The following is a 16,583-nucleotide window of genomic DNA, read 5'->3' as shown; positions in this document are numbered from 1 at the left end:
GGCCAACCCGGCGATAATGGGTCATGAACACGCAACGCTCCCCCACCCGCGCCGTCGCCTGGATGCTCATGGCCGTGGCCTGCTTCTCGCTGATGGATGCCGGCATGAAGCAGCTGTCGGCCAGCTATCCCACCCTGCAGGTCACCTTCCTGCGCGGCGCGGCGTCGCTGCCGTTCGTGCTGGTCTGGGTGCTGGCCACGGCCGGCCCGCGCTCGCTGGTGCCCAGGCGCTGGGGCCTGCACCTGCTGCGCGGCGTGCTCGGCATGGCGATGATCGGCTGCTTCGTCTACGCGCTGCGCAGCCTGCCGCTGTCCACCGCCTACACCATCTACTTCGTCGCCCCGCTGCTGATCGCCGCGCTCTCGGTACCGCTGCTCGGCGAGCACGTCGGCCCGCGCCGCTGGATCGCCATCGGCATCGGCCTGATCGGCGTGCTGGTGGTGCTGCGCCCCGGCGTTGGCGGGATCATCTCCTTCCCCGGCCTGATGGTGCTGCTGGCGGCCACCGCCTATGCGCTGGCCGCGATCACGGTCAGCATGCTGACCCGGACCGATACCCCGCAGTCGATGGTGGTGTGGTTCCTGGTGATCATGGCCGTCGGCGCCGGCCTGCTCGCGATCCCGGACTGGCAGCCGCTGCAGCTGGGCCACGCGGCCCTGATCGCGGGCATGGGCCTGGCCGGGGCAGGGGGGCAGGTCGCCCTGACCCGGGCCTTCCAGCTGGGCGAAGCCTCGATGATCGCGCCGCTGGAATACACCGGGCTGGTCTGGGTGATCGGCTGGGACCTGTTGTTCTGGGGCGTGCTGCCCGACCAGGTGACCTGGCTGGGCGCAGCCATCATCGTGGCCTCGGGCCTGTACCTGCTTCACCGCGAGCGGGTCCGCCGGGTCGAGCCGCCCAGGCCGCTGGATCATCCCTGAGCCCGGCAGGCGCCCGCCAGGCCGACCGGATCACGTTCCCTTAGAACCAAACGGAATATCATTCCGCGCAACCGCACGGGCCAGGGCCGCCCCGCGCTGGTAGGCTGCACGCCCCCTCCCGTCGATGCCCCGGTTGACCGCGAAGTGATCGAGTTCCAGCGCCTGCACAAATCCTATGCCGTCGGCGGCCGCGCGATTGCCGCGCTGCAGCCGCTGGACCTGACCATCGAGGCCGGCGAAGTGTTCGGCATCATCGGCCATTCCGGCGCGGGCAAATCGACCCTGATCCGCCTGATCAACCGGCTGGAGGAGCCCACCGGTGGCCGCCTGCTGATCAATGGCGAAGACGTCACCGCACTCGACGCCGAGGGGTTGCGCGTGCTGCGCCGGAAGATCGGCATGATCTTCCAGCACTTCAACCTGCTGTCCTCGCGCACCGTGGCGGCCAATGTCGCCTTCCCGCTGGAGCTGGCCGGCACGCCGCGCGCGGAGATCGATGCGCGCGTGGACGAACTGCTGCACACGGTCGGCCTGGAAGCGCACGCCAACAAGTACCCGGCGCAGCTGTCCGGCGGCCAGAAGCAGCGCGTCGGCATCGCCCGCGCGCTGGCCACCCGCCCGCAGATCCTGCTGTGCGATGAGGCCACCAGCGCGCTGGACCCGCAGACCACCGCCTCGGTGCTCAAGCTGCTGGGCAGGATCAACCGCGAGCTGGGCCTGACCATCGTGCTGATCACCCACGAGATGGACGTGATCCGCCGTGTCTGCGACCGCGTGGCCGTGCTCGATGCCGGCCACCTGGTCGAGACCGGCCCGGTCACCGAGGTGTTCCTGCACCCGCAGCACCCGACCACCCGCCGCTTCGTCAGCGAGTCCGAGCAGGTCGACGAGGGCGAGCTGCACAAGGATTTCGAGGCGGTGGCCGGTCGCATCGTGCGCCTGACCTTCCTCGGCGCCGATACCTATGAACCGCTGCTGGGGCGCATCGCGCGCGAGACCGGCGTGGACTACAACATCCTGTCCGGTCGCATCGACCGGATCAAGGACACCCCGTATGGCCAGCTGACCGTGTCGCTGGTCGGGGGCGACGTACAGGCCGCGCAGGCGGGCTTCGTTGCCGCCGGTGTCCATCTTGAGGAGCTGCGCCGATGATCCTGGCCACCGCAGGCGGGTTCTTCCGCCACCTCGACGCCGGCAAATGGGCTGACATCGGCCAGGCCACGCTGGATACCCTGCTGATGCTCGGCGGCTCGCTGCCGCTGACGCTGTTGATCGGCCTGCCGCTGGGCGTGCTGCTGTTCCTGACCGGCTCGCCGCAGCTGCACCGCAAGCCGGTGCTGTACGGTTCGCTCGCGCTGCTGGTGAACCTGCTGCGCTCGGTGCCCTTCATCATCCTGATGATCGTGCTGATCCCGCTCACGCTGTGGATGATGGGCACCTCGCTGGGCGTCCGTGGCGCGATCGTGCCGCTGGTGATCGGCGCGGCACCGTTCTATGCACGTCTGGTCGAGACCGCGCTGCGTGAAGTGGACCGCGGGGTGATCGAGGCGACCCAGGCGATGGGCGCCACCACCTGGCAGCTGGTCACCCGGGTGCTGCTGCCCGAAGCGCGGCCGGGCCTGATTGCCGGTGCCACCGTCACGGTGATCGCGCTGATCGGCTTCACCGCGATGGGCGGTGCGATCGGCTCGGGCGGCCTGGGCGACCTGGCGTTCCGCGATGGCTACCAGCGCTCGCACACCGACGTGGCCCTGGTCACCGTGGTGTTGCTGCTGGTGCTGGTGCAGATCCTGCAGATGATCGGCGACCGGCTGGTCTCGCACTACAGCCGGAAATAACCGGTCGGTACCGACCGTTGGTCGGTACGCCATGCCCAGCGGCGACCGGGCATGGCCTCAGGTCGTGCCGCCCAAGGGAGTGCCGGGGCGGCAGCACGCGCTGATTCGATTGATCAGGTGATCGACCAACGCACCATTGCGTGACGGGGAGCTGTGTTATATTCCGTTTGGCGTAATACGCTGTGCGGAATGATTCACTCCTTCCGATGCCGCCACACGCTCGCGCTGTTTGCGGGGCGATGCCCGCGCCAATTCCGTGCGTTCCAGTCACTGGCCGAGCGCAAGCTGCAGATGCTGGATGCTGCACAGACCCTGCAGTTCCTGCGCAGCCCGCCCGGAAATCGGCTCGAAACGCTGTGCGGTGATCGACGCGGGCAACACAGCATCCGCATCAACGCGCAGTTGCGGTTGTGTTTTGTCTGGACCGACAACGGTCCGCGTGATGTCGAGATCGTCGATTACCACTGAGGTGCCATCCATGAGCCGCCCCATCAACAACCTCAGGGCCGTCCATCCGGGCGAAATCCTGCGCGAGGAGTTTCTGCTGCCGTTGCAGCTGAGCATTACTGCGCTGGCACGGGCCTTGGATGTGCCGCCGACGCGATTGCACGCCATCGTGCATGAAACCCGTGGCGTAACGGCCGATACCGCAGTGCGCCTGGCGCGTCATTTCGGCGGGGACGCCGCGTCGTGGCTGGCCCTCCAGGCCGAGTACGATCTGAAGACGCTGCCGACCCGTCAGGAAATCGAGCGCAGGGTGCAGCCGCGCGAGGCCGCCTGAGCGCCGCCCTTACCGGACGTTTGGCACTTCAAAGCCCAGCCGGTCCACCTGCTCGGGGTGCTGCGGCACGCGCTTGAGCTTGTCGGTGTTGACCCCGTAATCGTCACGCAGGCGGGTGGCGAGCTCTTTGTAGAGCTCCTTGTCCATGTCCGGCTGGCGCGCGAAGATCCAGGCCATCTCGCGGCCCGGGTAACCCAGCATCGCCCACGAATAGTCCGGCGCGACTTCCAGCACGCGGGTGTGGGTCGGCACGATCTTGTAGAACCAGGTGCGCCAGTTGTGGTTGCCGCTCTTCTCGTCCACCGAGGCGCGGACGGTCAGTTCCTGCTGCGGTTCGGAGAAGCCGTCGCGGTAGCGGTATCTGATCGACACCTTCTGGTCTCCGCGCAGGCGGAACTCATTGACGCTGGCGACGTGGCCGCGCTCGATCGGGTTCGGCACGCGGCCGATCACGTACCAGGTGCCCATGAACCGCTGCAGGTCGATCGGCGCCGCGGCGCTGTCGACCGCGACCGGCGTCGGCGCGGGGTCCGGTTTGGTCTCATGACGGAACGCACAGGCTGACAGCAACGCCAGCGAGGAGACCAACAGGACAGCGCGAAGCGGGCGGTTCGAAGACATGCGGCGGGTGGCTCCAGTGGCTGGCAGGGGCATGGTGGGTGGGACAGCAGAGAACGTCAATGGCGGCGCGGCGGTTGCGTGACCGATTCATGCAGCCTCGGCGCCGGAGGTCCTTGCTGCCGCGACCGGCCGACAAGGTCGCAGCCGGTGAGATGGCCGCGCGGCAAGGTGACGCATCACTTTCGCACGGAGCTGTGTCATGACCCTGTCGTCTTCCCCGCGTTCGTCCGACCGTCCCGATCCGCGCGTGCTGCGCTGCGTCAGGCAGGCCGCCCTGGCCGGGGTCGCCCTGGTCCTGGTCTGGCCCGCCGCACGGGGCCACAGCGAGTGGATCGGCTGGCTGCCGCTGTGGCTGGTCGGCATGCCCCTGGTGGCCTGGTGGAGCCTGCATCGCTTCCGCCTGCCGCTGCCGGGCCTGCTCACCCGGACCGCCCGCCGCCGTCGTGGGCCGCAGGCGCGGCGCCGCGGTCGCCCGCTGCCGCGACCGGCCCGGCCTGACCTTCGACACGTGAGCCGCAGCCAGACGGTGTGATAGCGTCCCAAGGCTATGAATGCTTGGAGCTGCAATGTCACGATTCGCTTCCGCCTGCCTGGTGGCAGGTCTGATCTCCGCCAGCGCGGCGGGAACCGCCATGGCCGCTGACGCCCCCGCGGACAAGTACGCCTGGCTTGAAGATGTCACCGGCGACAAGCCGCTGGCCTGGGTCAAAGCGCAGAACGCCACGTCCGAAGGCCGCCTGGCCTCGACTCCGGCGTTCAAGCAGATGGAGACCAGCATCCGCGAGGTGCTCGATTCGGACGCCAAGATTCCCGGCGTACAGAAGATCGGCGATTACTACTACAACTTCTGGAAGGACAAGCAGCACGAGCGCGGCCTGTGGCGCCGCACCACGCTGGCCGAGTACCGCAAGGCCTCGCCGCAGTGGGAAACCGTGCTGGATCTGGATGCGCTGAACAAGGCCGAGGGCGAAAACTGGGTCTGGCACGGCGCCGACTGCCTGCGCCCGGACTATTCGCGCTGCCTGATCGCGCTCTCGCGCGGCGGCGCCGATGCCGACGTCACCCGCGAGTTCGACCTGGCCAACAAGACCTGGATCAAGGACGGTTTCTTCCGCCCCGAGTCCAAAGGTGGCCTGAACTGGATCGACCGCGACACGGTCTTCGTCTACACCGATTTCGGCACCGGCACGATGACCACTTCCGGTTACCCGCGGGTGGCCAAGCTGTGGAAGCGTGGCACGCCGATGGCCTCGGCTTCGGTGGTCTATGAAGGCAAGCCCGATGACATGTACATCGCGGCCATGCACGACGATACCCCCGGTTACGAGCGCAACCTGGTCAGCCGTACGCTGGCCTTCTACAACAACGAGATCTTCCTGCGCGCCGACGACGGCACGCTGACCAGGATCGATGCGCCGAACTCGGCGGAGAAGGGCCTGCGCAAGCAGTGGCTGACCCTGGAGCTGCGCGAGCCGTGGACCGTGGGTGGCAAGACCTATGCGGCCGGTTCGCTGCTGGCCACCAGGCTGGACGATTACCTCGCCGGCAAGCGCGACTTCGACGTGCTGTTCGCCCCGACCGACACCACCTCGCTGGCCGGCACCAGCTGGACGAAGAACCACCTGGTCCTGAACGTGCTGGACGACGTCAAGAGCCGCCTGAGCGTGCTGACCCCCACCGACAGTGGCTGGAAGACGAGTGCCTTCACCGGCGCGCCGTCGTTCGGCACCGTGGCTGTCAGCGCGGTGGATGCCGACGACAGCGATGCGGTATGGATGACTGTCACCGATTACCTGACCCCGACCACTCTGGCCATCGCCGAGATCGGCAAGCAGCCTGAAGTGCTCAAGACCATGCCGGCGTTCTTCGATGCCGATGGCAAGGTGATCGAGCAGCACTTCGCCACCAGCAAGGATGGCACCCGCGTGCCGTACTTCGTGGTGCACCGCAAGGACATGAAGCTGGACGGTTCCAACCCGACCCTGCTGTACGGCTATGGCGGCTTCGAGATCTCGCTGACCCCGTCCTACTCCGGTGGCATGGGCCGCGCATGGCTGGAGAAGGGCGGCGTGTACGTGGTCGCCAACATCCGTGGCGGTGGCGAGTACGGTCCGCGCTGGCACCAGGCGGCGCTCAAGCAGAACCGGCACAAGGCCTATGAAGACATGGCCGCGGTCGCCCGCGACCTGGCCAGCCGCAAGATCACCTCGGCCAAGCACCTGGGCGTGCAGGGCGGCAGCAACGGTGGCCTGCTCACCGGCAACATGCTGACCCAGTACCCGGAACTGTTCGGTGCGGTGGTGATCCAGGTGCCGCTGCTGGACATGAAGCGCTACAGCCACCTGCTGGCCGGCGCCTCGTGGATGGCCGAATACGGCAATCCGGACACGGCCGATTGGGAGTTCATCAAGACCTTCTCGCCGTACCACCTGTTCGATGCGAAGAAGACGTACCCGCCGGTGCTGTTCACCACCTCCACGCGCGATGACCGCGTGCATCCGGCACACGCCCGCAAGATGGCGGCCATGATGATCGACGCCGGCAAGGACGTGACCTACTACGAGAACATCGAAGGTGGCCACGGCGGCGCGGCGAACAACGCGCAGGCCGCGCACATGTCGGCTTTGGCCTACAGCTTCCTGTGGGAGCAGCTCTCCAAGTAAGCTCGGGTTGCTCGACGGCCAGGGGCAGTCGAGCAGCCGGCAGGGAGTGAGCCTGCCGCAGACGTTGTAGCCCCCTGGAGCGGACTCCGGGTGGTGGGGCGTCAGGTTGGCTCCACCCCATTTTCAGCGCCACGCAGCGATGCGTGGCGTTTTTTTTCAGGGGTCGCTCAACGCACCCACGTCTCCAGCCCACGCGCGATCCGCCGCACCGCCTCTTCCAGGCGTGGCACTTCCTGCGTGTAGGCCAGCCGCACGTGCGCGTTGGCGCGGTGGTGCCCGAAGTCCAGGCCCGGGGTGAACGCGACATGCTCGGTTTCCAGGAAATGCGCACAGAAGGCCTGCGCATCCCCGGTGAACGCACTCACATCGGCGTAGAGATAGAACGCGCCTTCCGGTTCCACTTCGATCCGGAAGCCGAGCGCCCGCAGCGCCGGCAGCAGGTAATCGCGGCGCTCGCGGAATGCCGCGCGGCGCTGCTCGAAAATCGCGATCGATTCCGGCTCGAAACACGCCAGCGCCGCATGCTGGGCGATGCTGGAGGCGCTGATGTACAGATTCTGCGCCAGCTTCTCCAGCTCCTTCACCGCCTGCGGCGGCGCGACCAGCCAGCCCAGTCGCCAGCCGGTCATCCCGTAATACTTGGAGAAGCTGTTGAGCACGAAGGCGTCATCGTCGACCTGCAGCACGCTGGCCGCGTCCATCCCGTAGGTGAGGCCGTGGTAGATCTCATCCACCACCAGGTGCCCGCCACGCGACTTCAGTGACTTCGACAGCGCGTCCAGTTGCGCAGCGGAAAGCACGGTTCCGGTCGGGTTGGCCGGGGAGGCGACCAGGGCGCCGACACTCTCGGCGTTCCATTGCCGTGCCACCAGTTCCGGCGTGAGCTGGTACGCCGTTTCCGGGCCGACCGGTACCAGCTGCGCGGCTCCTTCCACCAGGCGCAGGAAGTGCCGGTTGCACGGGTAGCCCGGATCGGCCAGCAACCAGTGTTTGCCGGGATCGACCAGCAGGCTGCTGGCCAGCAGCAACGCGCCCGAGCCACCCGGGGTGACCAGGATCCGCTGGGGGTCGATCTGCACCTGGTAGCGATCCTGGTAGAACCCGGCAATCGCCTCGCGCAGCGCAGGCAGCCCGCGGGCGGCGGTATAGCGCGTGTGCCCGGCCGCCAGTGCCGCCTGGCCGGCGCGCACGATCGGGGCGGCGGTGGTGAAGTCCGGCTCGCCGATCTCCAGGTGGATCACATCGTGGCCGGCCTGCTCCAGCGCCTGCGCGCGGGCCAGCAGCGACATCACGTGGAAGGGTTCGATTTCCTGGCTGCGGCGGCTGTAGCCGGTGCCGGTCGGGGGCGTGCGGGAAGTATCCATGGCCTGATGATAGGCGCAGTGACCAACGACAGGCTTGCTGCTGGCCCACCCGGCGGCACAGACTGCACGGACACGGACGCCATTGCATTCCCCGGCCAGGAGCCTTATCTCGTGAAACCCGCCCTTTGTTTACTGGTTGCCAGCCTCATGACCTCCAACGTGCACGCCGCCCCCGCGCTGACCCCGCCCGACGCCGAGAAGCACCCGCACACGGTGAAGGCTCCCTTTGGCGCGACCCGCAGCGATGATTACTACTGGCTGCGCGACGACAAGCGCGAAGACACGAAAATGCTGGCGTACCTGAACGCGGAGAATGCCTATACCGACCAGGTCGTGGCGCCGCTCAAGCCGCTGGAAGACACGCTGTACAAGGAGATCGTCGCCCGCATCAAGCAGGACGATGCCAGCGTGCCCTCGCGTGACCGCGGCTACTGGTATTACACCCGCTTTGAAACCGGCAAGGACTACCCGATCCAGGCACGCCGCAAGGGCAGCATGGAGGCGCCGGAAGAAATCCTGCTCGACATCAACACGATGGCCGAGGGCAAGGGCTACTTCAACGTGGGCGATGCCGATGTCAGCCAGGACAACCATCTGCTGGCCTGGGCCGAAGATGATGTGGGCCGACGCCAGTACGTGATCCGTTTCAAGGACCTGCGCACCGGTGAAGTGCTGCCGGACCGTATCGAGAACGTCTCGCCCAACGTGGTCTGGGCCGATGACAACCGCGCCCTGTTCTACGTCGAGAACGATCCGGAAACGCTGCTCACCGTGCGCGTGAAAAAGCACGTTCTGGGCACCCCGGCCAGCAGTGACGTGCTGGTCTACGAAGAGAAGGACGACAGCTTCTACATGGGCGTCGGCCGCACCCGCGATGATCGTTTCCTGACCATCGAACTGCACAGCACGGTCAGCTCGGAAACGCGCTACGCCCCGGCCGCCGATCCGCAGGCGTTCAAGGTGCTGGCACCGCGTGCACGCGACGTGGAATACGACGCCGACCACTTCAACGGCCGCTGGGTGATCCGCACCAACGATGCTGATGCGAAGAACTTCAAGATCGTCACCGCGCCCAGCGATGCCACCACGCGCAGCCAGTGGAAAGACTGGGTCGCGCACGATGATGCGGTGCTGATCGAAGGCTTCGAGCTGTTCGATGGCTTCACCGCGATCGCCGAGCGCTCCAATGGCCTGGAGCGCGTGCGCCTGCTGTTCCCGGATGGCCGCCAGGACTACGTCAAGGCCGACGAGCCGGCCTATTCGATGGGGCTGGCCGCCAACAGCGAACACGATACGCCGTGGCTGCGGTACGCCTACACCTCGCTGACCACCCCGACCACCACCTACGAGCTCAACACCGTCACCGGTGAGCGTCGCCAGCTCAAGCAGCAGCCGGTGATCGGCTATGACCCGTCGCAGTACACCACCGAGCGTGTGTGGGTGACGGCCCGCGATGGCGTCAAGGTGCCGGTGTCGCTGGTCTACCGCAACGGTTTCAAGAAGGACGGCACCGGCGCGCTGTACCAGTACGCCTACGGCAGCTACGGCATGTCGATGGATCCGGGCTTCAACCAGACGGTGGTCAGCCTGCTCGACCGTGGCGTGGTGTATGCCATCGCGCACATCCGCGGCGGCCAGGAAATGGGCCGTGCGTGGTATGAGGACGGCAAGCTGCTCAAGAAGCAGAACACCTTCAACGATTTCATCGATGTCACCCGCGAACTGGTCCGCCTCGGCTATGCCGCCAAGGATCGCGTCGCCGCCTCCGGTGGCAGCGCCGGTGGCCTGCTGATGGGCGCGGTCGCCAACCAGGCACCGCAGGACTACCGCGTGATGGTCGCCCAGGTGCCGTTCGTGGATGTGGTCACCACCATGCTCGATGCCAGCATCCCGCTGACGACCAACGAGTACGACGAGTGGGGCAACCCCGAGCAGCGCGAGTACTACGACTACATGCTGAAGTACTCGCCGTACGACAACGTCGCCAAGCAGCCCTATCCGGCCCTGTATGTCGGCACCGGGCTGTGGGATTCGCAGGTGCAGTACTGGGAGCCGGCCAAGTGGGTGGCCAAGCTGCGCGATGACAACACCGGTCACTTCCCGATCGTCTTCCGTACCAACATGGAAGCCGGCCACGGTGGCAAATCCGGCCGCTTCCAGCGCTATCACGAGCTGGCCGAGTCGTATGCGTTCGTGCTCGACCAGCTGGGCGTGACCCGGACTCCGTAATGGCAGCCGCCGGAGGACGACGATCGCCGCTGCCCGGCGAAGGATCGTCAACCGCTCCGGTAGTGCCGGCCGCTGGCCGGCACCGCCTGGGCCCAGCAGGAGGAGGAGGTGCGGGGCTGCCGGCCAGCGCCGGCACTGCCGGGGGGCTTCCAAGGGCGCGATTTCTGCGCGGCCTGTTCATCCAGCCAGCACCCAAGCGCCCAAAGGGCGCGGCTATACTCAGGGCATGAAGACATCCCCCCGTACCCTCATCTCCCTGACGCTGGCCGCCTCGGCGCTGCTGGTGCTGTCGGCCTGTGGCAACAAGGGCCCGCTGGTCCTGCCGCAGAAGCCGGTCCCGGTCGAAGAACAACTGGTCGAACCGGCCGCCGACGACGCCACGCCGCCGGCCGCCGATGCCGATACCGATTCCCCGGTGGTTCCCGATCCCGTTGAAGCCCCGGCGCTGAAGGCCAATGACGGGAATGAGTAAGGCAAGCACGTCCGCGGCGCTGCGTTTCACCAAGATGCATGGCGCCGGCAATGATTTCGTGGTGTTGGACCTGCGCGATGGCAGCGCACCGCCGGACGCCGCACTGGCCGCGCGCCTGGCCGATCGCCATACCGGCGTGGGTTGCGACCAGATCCTGACCATCGAACCGCCCAAGGCCGAGGGCTCGGTGGCCTCCTACCGGATCTGGAATGCCGACGGCAGCCGTTCGGAGCAGTGTGGCAACGGCGCGCGCTGCGTCGCTGCCTGGCTGGTGCGCGATGGTGCAGCCACTGGCACCACGTTCGCGATCGACAGCCCGGTCACCACGCACGCGGTTGAGCGCCTGGGCGAAGACCAGTATGCGGTGGCGATGGGCGTACCGCGTTTCGAGCCGGAGAACGTGCCGCTGATCGGCTTCGCCCGCGCCCGCGAAGAGTATCTCTTGCCGCTGCAGGGGGACACGGTGCGTTTCGGCGCGGTGTCGATGGGCAATCCGCACGCGGTCATCGAAGTGGGCCTGGTCGATGCCGCCCCGGTCGAACGCCTGGGTCCGTTGCTGCAGCAGCACGCCTCGTTCCCGAAGTCGGTCAACGTCGGCTTCGTGCAGGTGCTCGGCCCGCAGCATGCGCGCCTGCGCGTGTACGAGCGCGGTGCCGGCGAAACCCTGGCGTGCGGCAGCGGCGCGTGCGCCGCGGCCGTGGTGATGATGCAGCGCGGTCGCCTGCAGCGCGATGCCACGATGTCGCTTCCGGGTGGCGATCTGCGCATCCGCTGGCCGGCCGATGATGCACAGATCGTGATGTCCGGACCCGCAGCCTTCGTCTTTGATGGAGAGTGGAACGCATGAGCGACACCGCCGAGAAAATCGGATCGCACGAAGTAGCCGCCTGGCTGCGTCGGCATCCGACCTTCCTGAAACAGTTCCCGGACCTGGCCCTGACCCTGGTGGTGCCGCGTGATGACGGCCCCACCGCGTCGCTGGCCAGCTACCAGCTGGAAGTGCTGCGCGACAAGAACCGTGAGCTGTCGCGGCGGCTGGCCGATCTGGCCGCCAATGCGCAGATCAACGAGCGCTTGGCGGTCCGCACGCACCAGCTCACCCTGGCGCTGATGAAACAGGACTCGGCGGCCGATACCCTGCGGGCGATGGCCGCCTCGCTGGAAGAAGATTTTGCTGGCGATCTGGTTCGGCTGATCGTGCTGCACCCGGTTGCGGGGCTGGAGCAGGCGCCGTGGCTGCAGGTGATCGAGGAGAGCAGCCCGTTGCTGGGGGTGTTCCGCGATTGCCTGAAAGACGGCGAGCCGATCTGTGGCCGCCTGCAGCCGGAAAAAAATACCGTGCTGTACGCGGGGCGTGCCGAGGAAGTGCAGTCCAGCGCGCTGCTGCCGCTGCCGGGCGTCGGCCTGATCGCAGTGGGCAGCCACGACGGCAACCGGTTCTACCCCGGCATGGGCACGTTGTTCCTGCGCATGATGGGCGAGTCGCTGGTCGTGGCCCTGCAGCGTTTCCCGTCGCCCTGACATTCCCTTGAGCGGAGCCGTCGTGAGTACCGCGCAGGACTTCCTGTCGCATCTGCAGGTGGAGCGCCGCATGTCGGCGCACACGCTGGATGCCTATCGTCGCGACCTGGACGCCCTGGCGGCGTGGTCGGACGGGCAGGGCGCCATCACCGACACGCTCGACAGCGCGCAGCTGCGCCAGTTCATCGCGGCCGAACACCGGCGCGGCCTGTCGCCCACCTCGCTGCAGCGCCGGCTCTCGGCGTGCCGCAGCTTCTACGCGTGGCTGCTCAAGCACCATCGCATCGCGGCCAACCCGGCCACCGGCCTGAAAGCCCCCAAGGCGCCGCGCAAGCTGCCGCAGGTGCTCGATGCCGATGAAGCCGTGCAACTGGTCGAACTGCCCACCGATGCACCGCTCGGCTTGCGCGATCGCGCGCTGCTGGAGCTGTTCTATTCCTCCGGGCTGCGCCTGAGCGAGCTGTGCGCGCTGATCTGGCGCGACCTGGATTTCGATACCGGCCTGGTCAACGTGCTGGGCAAGGGCAACCGCGAGCGCCGGGTGCCGTTCGGCTCGCATGCACGCACCGCGCTGCAGGGCTGGCGGGCCGAGAGCGGCGGCGCGGCGACCGCGCCGGTGTTCCCCGGGCGCAAGGGCGGGCCGATCACCCAGCGCGCCGTGCAGATCCGCATCCGCCAACTGGCCCAGCGCCAGGGCCTGTTCAAGCACGTGCACCCGCACATGCTGCGGCACAGCTTCGCCAGCCACATCCTGGAATCCTCCGGTGATCTGCGCGGCGTGCAGGAGCTGCTCGGTCACGCCGACATCGCCACCACGCAGATCTACACCCACCTGGATTTCCAGCACCTGGCCAAGGTCTACGATGCGGCCCACCCGCGCGCCAAGCGGCGCAAGAGCGGCAACGAAAGCTGAATCGATCCGCTGCGGCATCCGGGCGCAGGGCAGGGCGGGTTGAAGCGTCGGGCACAGACCCCACCTCAGTCTTTGTCACCCCGGAGGCTCCATGGACCCCAGTCAGAACCCCAACGTATTTCATGCCACCACCATCATCTCGGTGCGCCGCAATGGGCATGTCGCCGTCGCCGGCGATGGCCAGGTCACGCTTGGCCACACGGTGATGAAGGGCAACGCCCGCAAGGTGCGCCGCCTGGGTCGCGAGGGCCAGGTGCTGGCCGGTTTCGCCGGTGCCGCCGCCGATGCCTTCACCCTGTTCGAGCTGTTCGAGGCCAAGCTGGAAAAGCATGGCCAGCTGCAGCGCGCTGCGGTGGAACTGGCCAAGGATTGGCGCACCGAGCGCCGCCTGGGCAAGCTTGAGGCATTGCTCGCCGTCGCCGACAAGGACACCTCGCTGATCATCAGCGGCACCGGTGATGTGATCGAGCCCGAAGACGGCATCATCGCGATCGGTTCCGGTGGTTCCTACGCCCTGTCGGCCGCCCGCGCGCTGATGGCGCACACCGAACTGGATGCCCGCACGATCGCCACCGAGTCGATCAACATCGCCGGCGACATCTGCATCTACACCAATCGCAACGTGGTGGTCGAGGAACTGTAAGCGTAGTGCCGGCCGCTGGCCGGCAACCTCGAAAAACCCAATTCATCCGTGAGCACACTCATGCCGCACAAGATTGAAGTTTCTTCCGCCACCATGACCCCGCGCGAAATCGTGCAGGAACTGGACCGGCACATCGTCGGCCAGCACGACGCCAAGCGCGCGGTCGCCATCGCGCTGCGCAACCGCTGGCGCCGCATGCAGCTGCCGACCGAGCTGCGCAACGAAGTGATGCCCAAGAACATTCTGATGATCGGCCCGACCGGCGTCGGCAAGACCGAGATCGCGCGTCGCCTGGCCACGCTGGCCAACGCACCGTTCGTCAAGGTCGAAGCGACCCGTTTCACCGAGGTCGGCTATGTCGGCAAGGATGTGGAGCAGATCATCCGCGACCTGGCCGACACCGCGGTCAAGCTGTACCGCGAGCAGGCCAAGGTGCGCGTGCGCACGCAGGCCGAAGAACGCGCCGAAGACCGCATCCTGGATGCGCTGCTGCCGCGCCGCAGCACCGGTATCGGCTTCGATGCCGAAGCCGCGCGCAATGAGCCGTCCGCGCAGGACAACGAGACCCGCATCAAGTTCCGCCGCATGCTGCGCAACGGTGAGCTGGACGAGCGCGAGATCGAGCTGGAAGTGTCGGCCAACGTGAGCATGGACATCATGACCCCGCCGGGCATGGAGGAAATGGGCCAGCAGCTGCGCCAGATGTTCTCCAGCATGGGCGGCGCGAAGGCGCAGAAGCGCACGCTGTCGATCAAGGCGGCGCGCCCGCTGCTGGTCGAGGAGGAGGCCGGCAAGCTGGTCAACGAAGACGATATCCGCAGCGCGGCGATCGAGGCCTGCGAGCAGCACGGCATCGTGTTCATCGACGAGATCGACAAGGTCGCCAAGCGCGGTGACAACGTCGGTGGGGGCGATGTGTCGCGCGAGGGTGTGCAGCGCGATCTGCTGCCGCTGGTGGAAGGCTCCAACGTCTCCACCAAGTACGGCACGATCAAGACCGACCACATCCTGTTCATCGCCTCCGGTGCGTTCCACCTGGCCAAGCCCAGCGATCTGATCCCGGAGCTGCAGGGTCGTTTCCCGATCCGCGTGGAGCTGGGTGCGCTGAGCAAGCAGGACTTCGTGCGCATCCTCACCGAGCCCAAGGCTGCGCTGACCAAGCAGTACGAAGCGCTGCTGCAGACCGAGGGCGTGTCGATGAAGTTCACCGTCGATGCGGTGGACCGCCTGGCCGAGATCGCGTTCCAGGTCAACGAGCGCCAGGAAAACATCGGCGCGCGCCGCCTGCACACCGTGCTGGAGCGTCTGCTGGATACGCTGAGCTATGAAGCGCCGGATCGCGATGGCGAGACCATCAGCATCGACCAGGCCTACGTCGATGCGCATCTGGGCGAGCTGGTGCAGGATCCGGACCTGAGCCGCTACATCCTGTAACGGCACGCAACGATCGGGTGGTAGGAAGAACGGCGGCACTTCGGTGTCGCCGTTTTTTTTGCCTCACACCTCGTCGTCGGTCGGCAATGGCGTTGGCGGTGCGCCCGGGGTGAACACCCCCGGTTTGACGAAGGCACTGAAGATCGCATCCAGCGTCTGCATGCCGTCGCGCTGGATCTCGAACAGATCCGGTTCCAGCATCGCGCTGTACAGCACGCCGGTCAGGCTGGTGCTGACGATGCGCGCCACGGTTTCGGCATCGGCGTGGTCGTGCAGCTGGCCCAGCTCGCGCGCGCGCTCGAGTGCGGCGGCGATGATCGCCAGTTCCTCACGTGACGCTTCGCGCTGCAGCTCCTGCATCGCCTGGCTTTCCACTGACAGATCGTTGCGTAGCATGATTTCCATCATGTTGCGCAGGCGCTCGTCTTCGGCTAGTTCGCGGAAGGAGACCAGCAGCGCCGAGCGCAGGTCCAGGATCGGCGTGTTGCGCTTGGCCGAGGTGGTGCGGCGCATGCGCTCGATGAACGGCACGCGCTCGCGGTCGATCATCGCGGTCAGCACTTCGGCCTTGTTCTTGAAGTGCCAGTACACCGCGCCGCGGGTAAATCCGGCGCGCGCGCCGATCATCGCCAGGCTGGTGCCGGCGACCCCGTATTCATGGAAACAGACCTGCGCCGCATCGAGGATGCCCTCGCGGGTGGCCTGCGCCTCTTCTTTGGTTTTTCTGGCCATTGCGCTGTGCAGTTGCTGGATGAAACCGGCCTGAATTGTACCGCTTTACAAACAAACATGCATGTATGTATATTTGCGCCCCACTGATCCTCAGCGAGGACTGCCTGCGAATGTCGGCGGGTCTCGTTTCGGATATTTGCCGTCATTTGCTGCCTGTTTGTCGTCATTCTTCGCTTTTATCGGAAGTTGGGCTGCAGGCGCGCCCTTTTCCGTCTGCGAGCCCCTACCGCCATGTCCAGAACCCCGTACCGCCTTCTCGCGCTGTCCCTCGCGATCGCCCTGACCGTGTCCGCCTGTGGCGGTGGTGAGCAGGAGGGTCCACAGGGCGGGCCTGGCCAGGTCACCGTGGCCACCCTGAAAGCCGAGCAGGTCGGCCTGACCCGTGAACTGCCGGGCCGGACCAACGCCTTCCTGGTCGCCGAAGTGCGCCCGCAGGTCAACGGCATCGTGGC

General features: G+C 66.8%; 17 protein-coding genes and 1 pseudogene. 15 read left to right on the top strand and 3 right to left on the bottom strand.

What is annotated here, in order from left to right:
* The first annotated feature begins 23 nt into the window (after positions 1–23).
* From PV764_RS14665 to PV764_RS14645, 5 genes are all read left to right on the top strand, one after another.
* A complete protein-coding gene (locus tag PV764_RS14665; RefSeq protein WP_019183662.1) occupies positions 24–920 on the top strand; it encodes a DMT family transporter in 897 nt (298 codons plus the stop codon).
* 144 nt (positions 921–1,064) lie between these two features.
* The gene (locus tag PV764_RS14660; protein ID WP_019183663.1) at positions 1,065–2,072 is read left to right on the top strand and encodes a methionine ABC transporter ATP-binding protein; all 1,008 of its coding nucleotides are present in this window, start codon (positions 1,065–1,067) and stop codon (positions 2,070–2,072) included.
* Positions 2,069–2,758, top strand: coding sequence for a methionine ABC transporter permease (locus PV764_RS14655; protein ID WP_019183664.1), 690 nt, complete (start codon positions 2,069–2,071; stop codon positions 2,756–2,758). The genes PV764_RS14660 and PV764_RS14655 overlap by 4 nt, the downstream gene beginning before the upstream one ends.
* 189 nt (positions 2,759–2,947) lie before the next feature.
* Positions 2,948–3,226, top strand: coding sequence for a type II toxin-antitoxin system RelE/ParE family toxin (locus PV764_RS14650; protein ID WP_399616863.1), 279 nt, complete (start codon positions 2,948–2,950; stop codon positions 3,224–3,226).
* Between the two features lie 10 nt (positions 3,227–3,236).
* Positions 3,237–3,539, top strand: coding sequence for a HigA family addiction module antitoxin (locus PV764_RS14645; RefSeq protein WP_019183666.1), 303 nt, complete (start codon positions 3,237–3,239; stop codon positions 3,537–3,539).
* Between the two features lie 9 nt (positions 3,540–3,548).
* Here the strand turns inward: PV764_RS14645 and PV764_RS14640 are convergent, their stop codons facing one another.
* Entirely contained in the window at positions 3,549–4,160 is a 612-nt protein-coding gene (locus PV764_RS14640) for a lipocalin family protein (protein ID WP_019183667.1), read from the bottom strand.
* A 205-nt stretch (positions 4,161–4,365) separates the two neighbouring features.
* Here PV764_RS14640 and PV764_RS14635 point away from each other — a divergent pair, with 205 nt between their 5' ends.
* Entirely contained in the window at positions 4,366–4,692 is a 327-nt protein-coding gene (locus PV764_RS14635; protein WP_046273170.1) for a hypothetical protein, read from the top strand.
* Positions 4,693–4,726: 34 nt separating this feature from the next.
* On the top strand, positions 4,727–6,823 hold the full coding sequence (locus PV764_RS14630; RefSeq protein WP_284128751.1) for a prolyl oligopeptidase family serine peptidase: 2,097 nt from the start codon (positions 4,727–4,729) through the stop codon (positions 6,821–6,823).
* Positions 6,824–6,990: 167 nt separating this feature from the next.
* Here the strand turns inward: PV764_RS14630 and PV764_RS14625 are convergent, their stop codons facing one another.
* Complete coding sequence (locus PV764_RS14625) at positions 6,991–8,187, bottom strand: pyridoxal phosphate-dependent aminotransferase (protein ID WP_421116953.1); 1,197 nt, start codon at positions 8,185–8,187, stop codon at positions 6,991–6,993.
* Positions 8,188–8,298: 111 nt separating this feature from the next.
* Between PV764_RS14625 and PV764_RS14620 the strand changes: the two genes are divergently transcribed.
* From PV764_RS14620 to hslU, 7 genes are all read left to right on the top strand, one after another.
* A complete protein-coding gene (locus PV764_RS14620) occupies positions 8,299–10,416 on the top strand; it encodes a S9 family peptidase (RefSeq protein ID WP_421116952.1) in 2,118 nt (705 codons plus the stop codon).
* 226 nt (positions 10,417–10,642) lie between these two features.
* The gene (lptM, locus tag PV764_RS14615) at positions 10,643–10,888 is read left to right on the top strand and encodes an LPS translocon maturation chaperone LptM (protein ID WP_019183672.1); all 246 of its coding nucleotides are present in this window, start codon (positions 10,643–10,645) and stop codon (positions 10,886–10,888) included.
* A complete protein-coding gene (gene dapF, locus PV764_RS14610) occupies positions 10,881–11,735 on the top strand; it encodes a diaminopimelate epimerase (protein ID WP_019183673.1) in 855 nt (284 codons plus the stop codon). The genes lptM and dapF overlap by 8 nt, the downstream gene beginning before the upstream one ends.
* Positions 11,732–12,409 (top strand): DUF484 family protein, encoded by a 678-nt coding sequence (locus PV764_RS14605; RefSeq protein WP_019183674.1) that lies wholly within the window; start codon positions 11,732–11,734, stop codon positions 12,407–12,409. Before dapF ends, PV764_RS14605 begins: the two co-directional genes overlap by 4 nt.
* A gap of 22 nt (positions 12,410–12,431) precedes the next feature.
* Positions 12,432–13,322, top strand: a complete 891-nt coding sequence (gene xerC, locus PV764_RS14600; RefSeq protein WP_421116951.1) for a tyrosine recombinase XerC — start codon at positions 12,432–12,434, stop codon at positions 13,320–13,322.
* 91 nt (positions 13,323–13,413) lie between these two features.
* Positions 13,414–13,965 (top strand): ATP-dependent protease subunit HslV, encoded by a 552-nt coding sequence (gene hslV, locus PV764_RS14595; protein ID WP_019183676.1) that lies wholly within the window; start codon positions 13,414–13,416, stop codon positions 13,963–13,965.
* Positions 13,966–14,025: 60 nt separating this feature from the next.
* Complete coding sequence (hslU, locus tag PV764_RS14590; protein WP_019183677.1) at positions 14,026–15,399, top strand: ATP-dependent protease ATPase subunit HslU; 1,374 nt, start codon at positions 14,026–14,028, stop codon at positions 15,397–15,399.
* Between the two features lie 63 nt (positions 15,400–15,462).
* On the opposite strand, the gene PV764_RS14585 is transcribed toward hslU, so the two are convergent.
* A complete protein-coding gene (locus PV764_RS14585; protein ID WP_019183678.1) occupies positions 15,463–16,131 on the bottom strand; it encodes a TetR family transcriptional regulator in 669 nt (222 codons plus the stop codon).
* Positions 16,132–16,362: 231 nt separating this feature from the next.
* Here PV764_RS14585 and PV764_RS14580 point away from each other — a divergent pair.
* A pseudogene (locus PV764_RS14580) lies at positions 16,363–16,583 on the top strand (efflux transporter periplasmic adaptor subunit); the annotation flags it as partial.

The sequence above is a fragment of the Stenotrophomonas sp. AS1 genome (assembly GCF_048957655.1).
Lineage (GTDB): Bacteria > Pseudomonadota > Gammaproteobacteria > Xanthomonadales > Xanthomonadaceae > Stenotrophomonas > Stenotrophomonas bentonitica_A.
Note: the sequence above shows the minus strand (reverse complement) of the source record. Positions and strands in the feature narration are given on the sequence as shown.

Bases quoted from the DNA above. Each gene is read 5' to 3' on its own strand.
- PV764_RS14650 (WP_399616863.1), top strand. From the start codon at position 2,948: ATGATTCACTCCTTCCGATGCCGCCACACGCTCGCGCTGTTTGCGGGG.
- hslU (WP_019183677.1), top strand. From the start codon at position 14,026: ATGCCGCACAAGATTGAAGTTTCTTCCGCCACCATGACCCCGCGCGAA.
- PV764_RS14605 (WP_019183674.1), top strand. From the start codon at position 11,732: ATGAGCGACACCGCCGAGAAAATCGGATCGCACGAAGTAGCCGCCTGG.
- hslV (WP_019183676.1), top strand. From the start codon at position 13,414: ATGGACCCCAGTCAGAACCCCAACGTATTTCATGCCACCACCATCATC.
- PV764_RS14640 (WP_019183667.1), bottom strand. From the start codon at position 4,160: ATGTCTTCGAACCGCCCGCTTCGCGCTGTCCTGTTGGTCTCCTCGCTG.
- lptM (WP_019183672.1), top strand. From the start codon at position 10,643: ATGAAGACATCCCCCCGTACCCTCATCTCCCTGACGCTGGCCGCCTCG.
- PV764_RS14630 (WP_284128751.1), top strand. From the start codon at position 4,727: ATGTCACGATTCGCTTCCGCCTGCCTGGTGGCAGGTCTGATCTCCGCC.
- PV764_RS14645 (WP_019183666.1), top strand. From the start codon at position 3,237: ATGAGCCGCCCCATCAACAACCTCAGGGCCGTCCATCCGGGCGAAATC.
- PV764_RS14665 (WP_019183662.1), top strand. From the start codon at position 24: ATGAACACGCAACGCTCCCCCACCCGCGCCGTCGCCTGGATGCTCATG.
- PV764_RS14655 (WP_019183664.1), top strand. From the start codon at position 2,069: ATGATCCTGGCCACCGCAGGCGGGTTCTTCCGCCACCTCGACGCCGGC.
- dapF (WP_019183673.1), top strand. From the start codon at position 10,881: ATGAGTAAGGCAAGCACGTCCGCGGCGCTGCGTTTCACCAAGATGCAT.
- PV764_RS14625 (WP_421116953.1), bottom strand. From the start codon at position 8,187: ATGGATACTTCCCGCACGCCCCCGACCGGCACCGGCTACAGCCGCCGC.
- PV764_RS14585 (WP_019183678.1), bottom strand. From the start codon at position 16,131: ATGGCCAGAAAAACCAAAGAAGAGGCGCAGGCCACCCGCGAGGGCATC.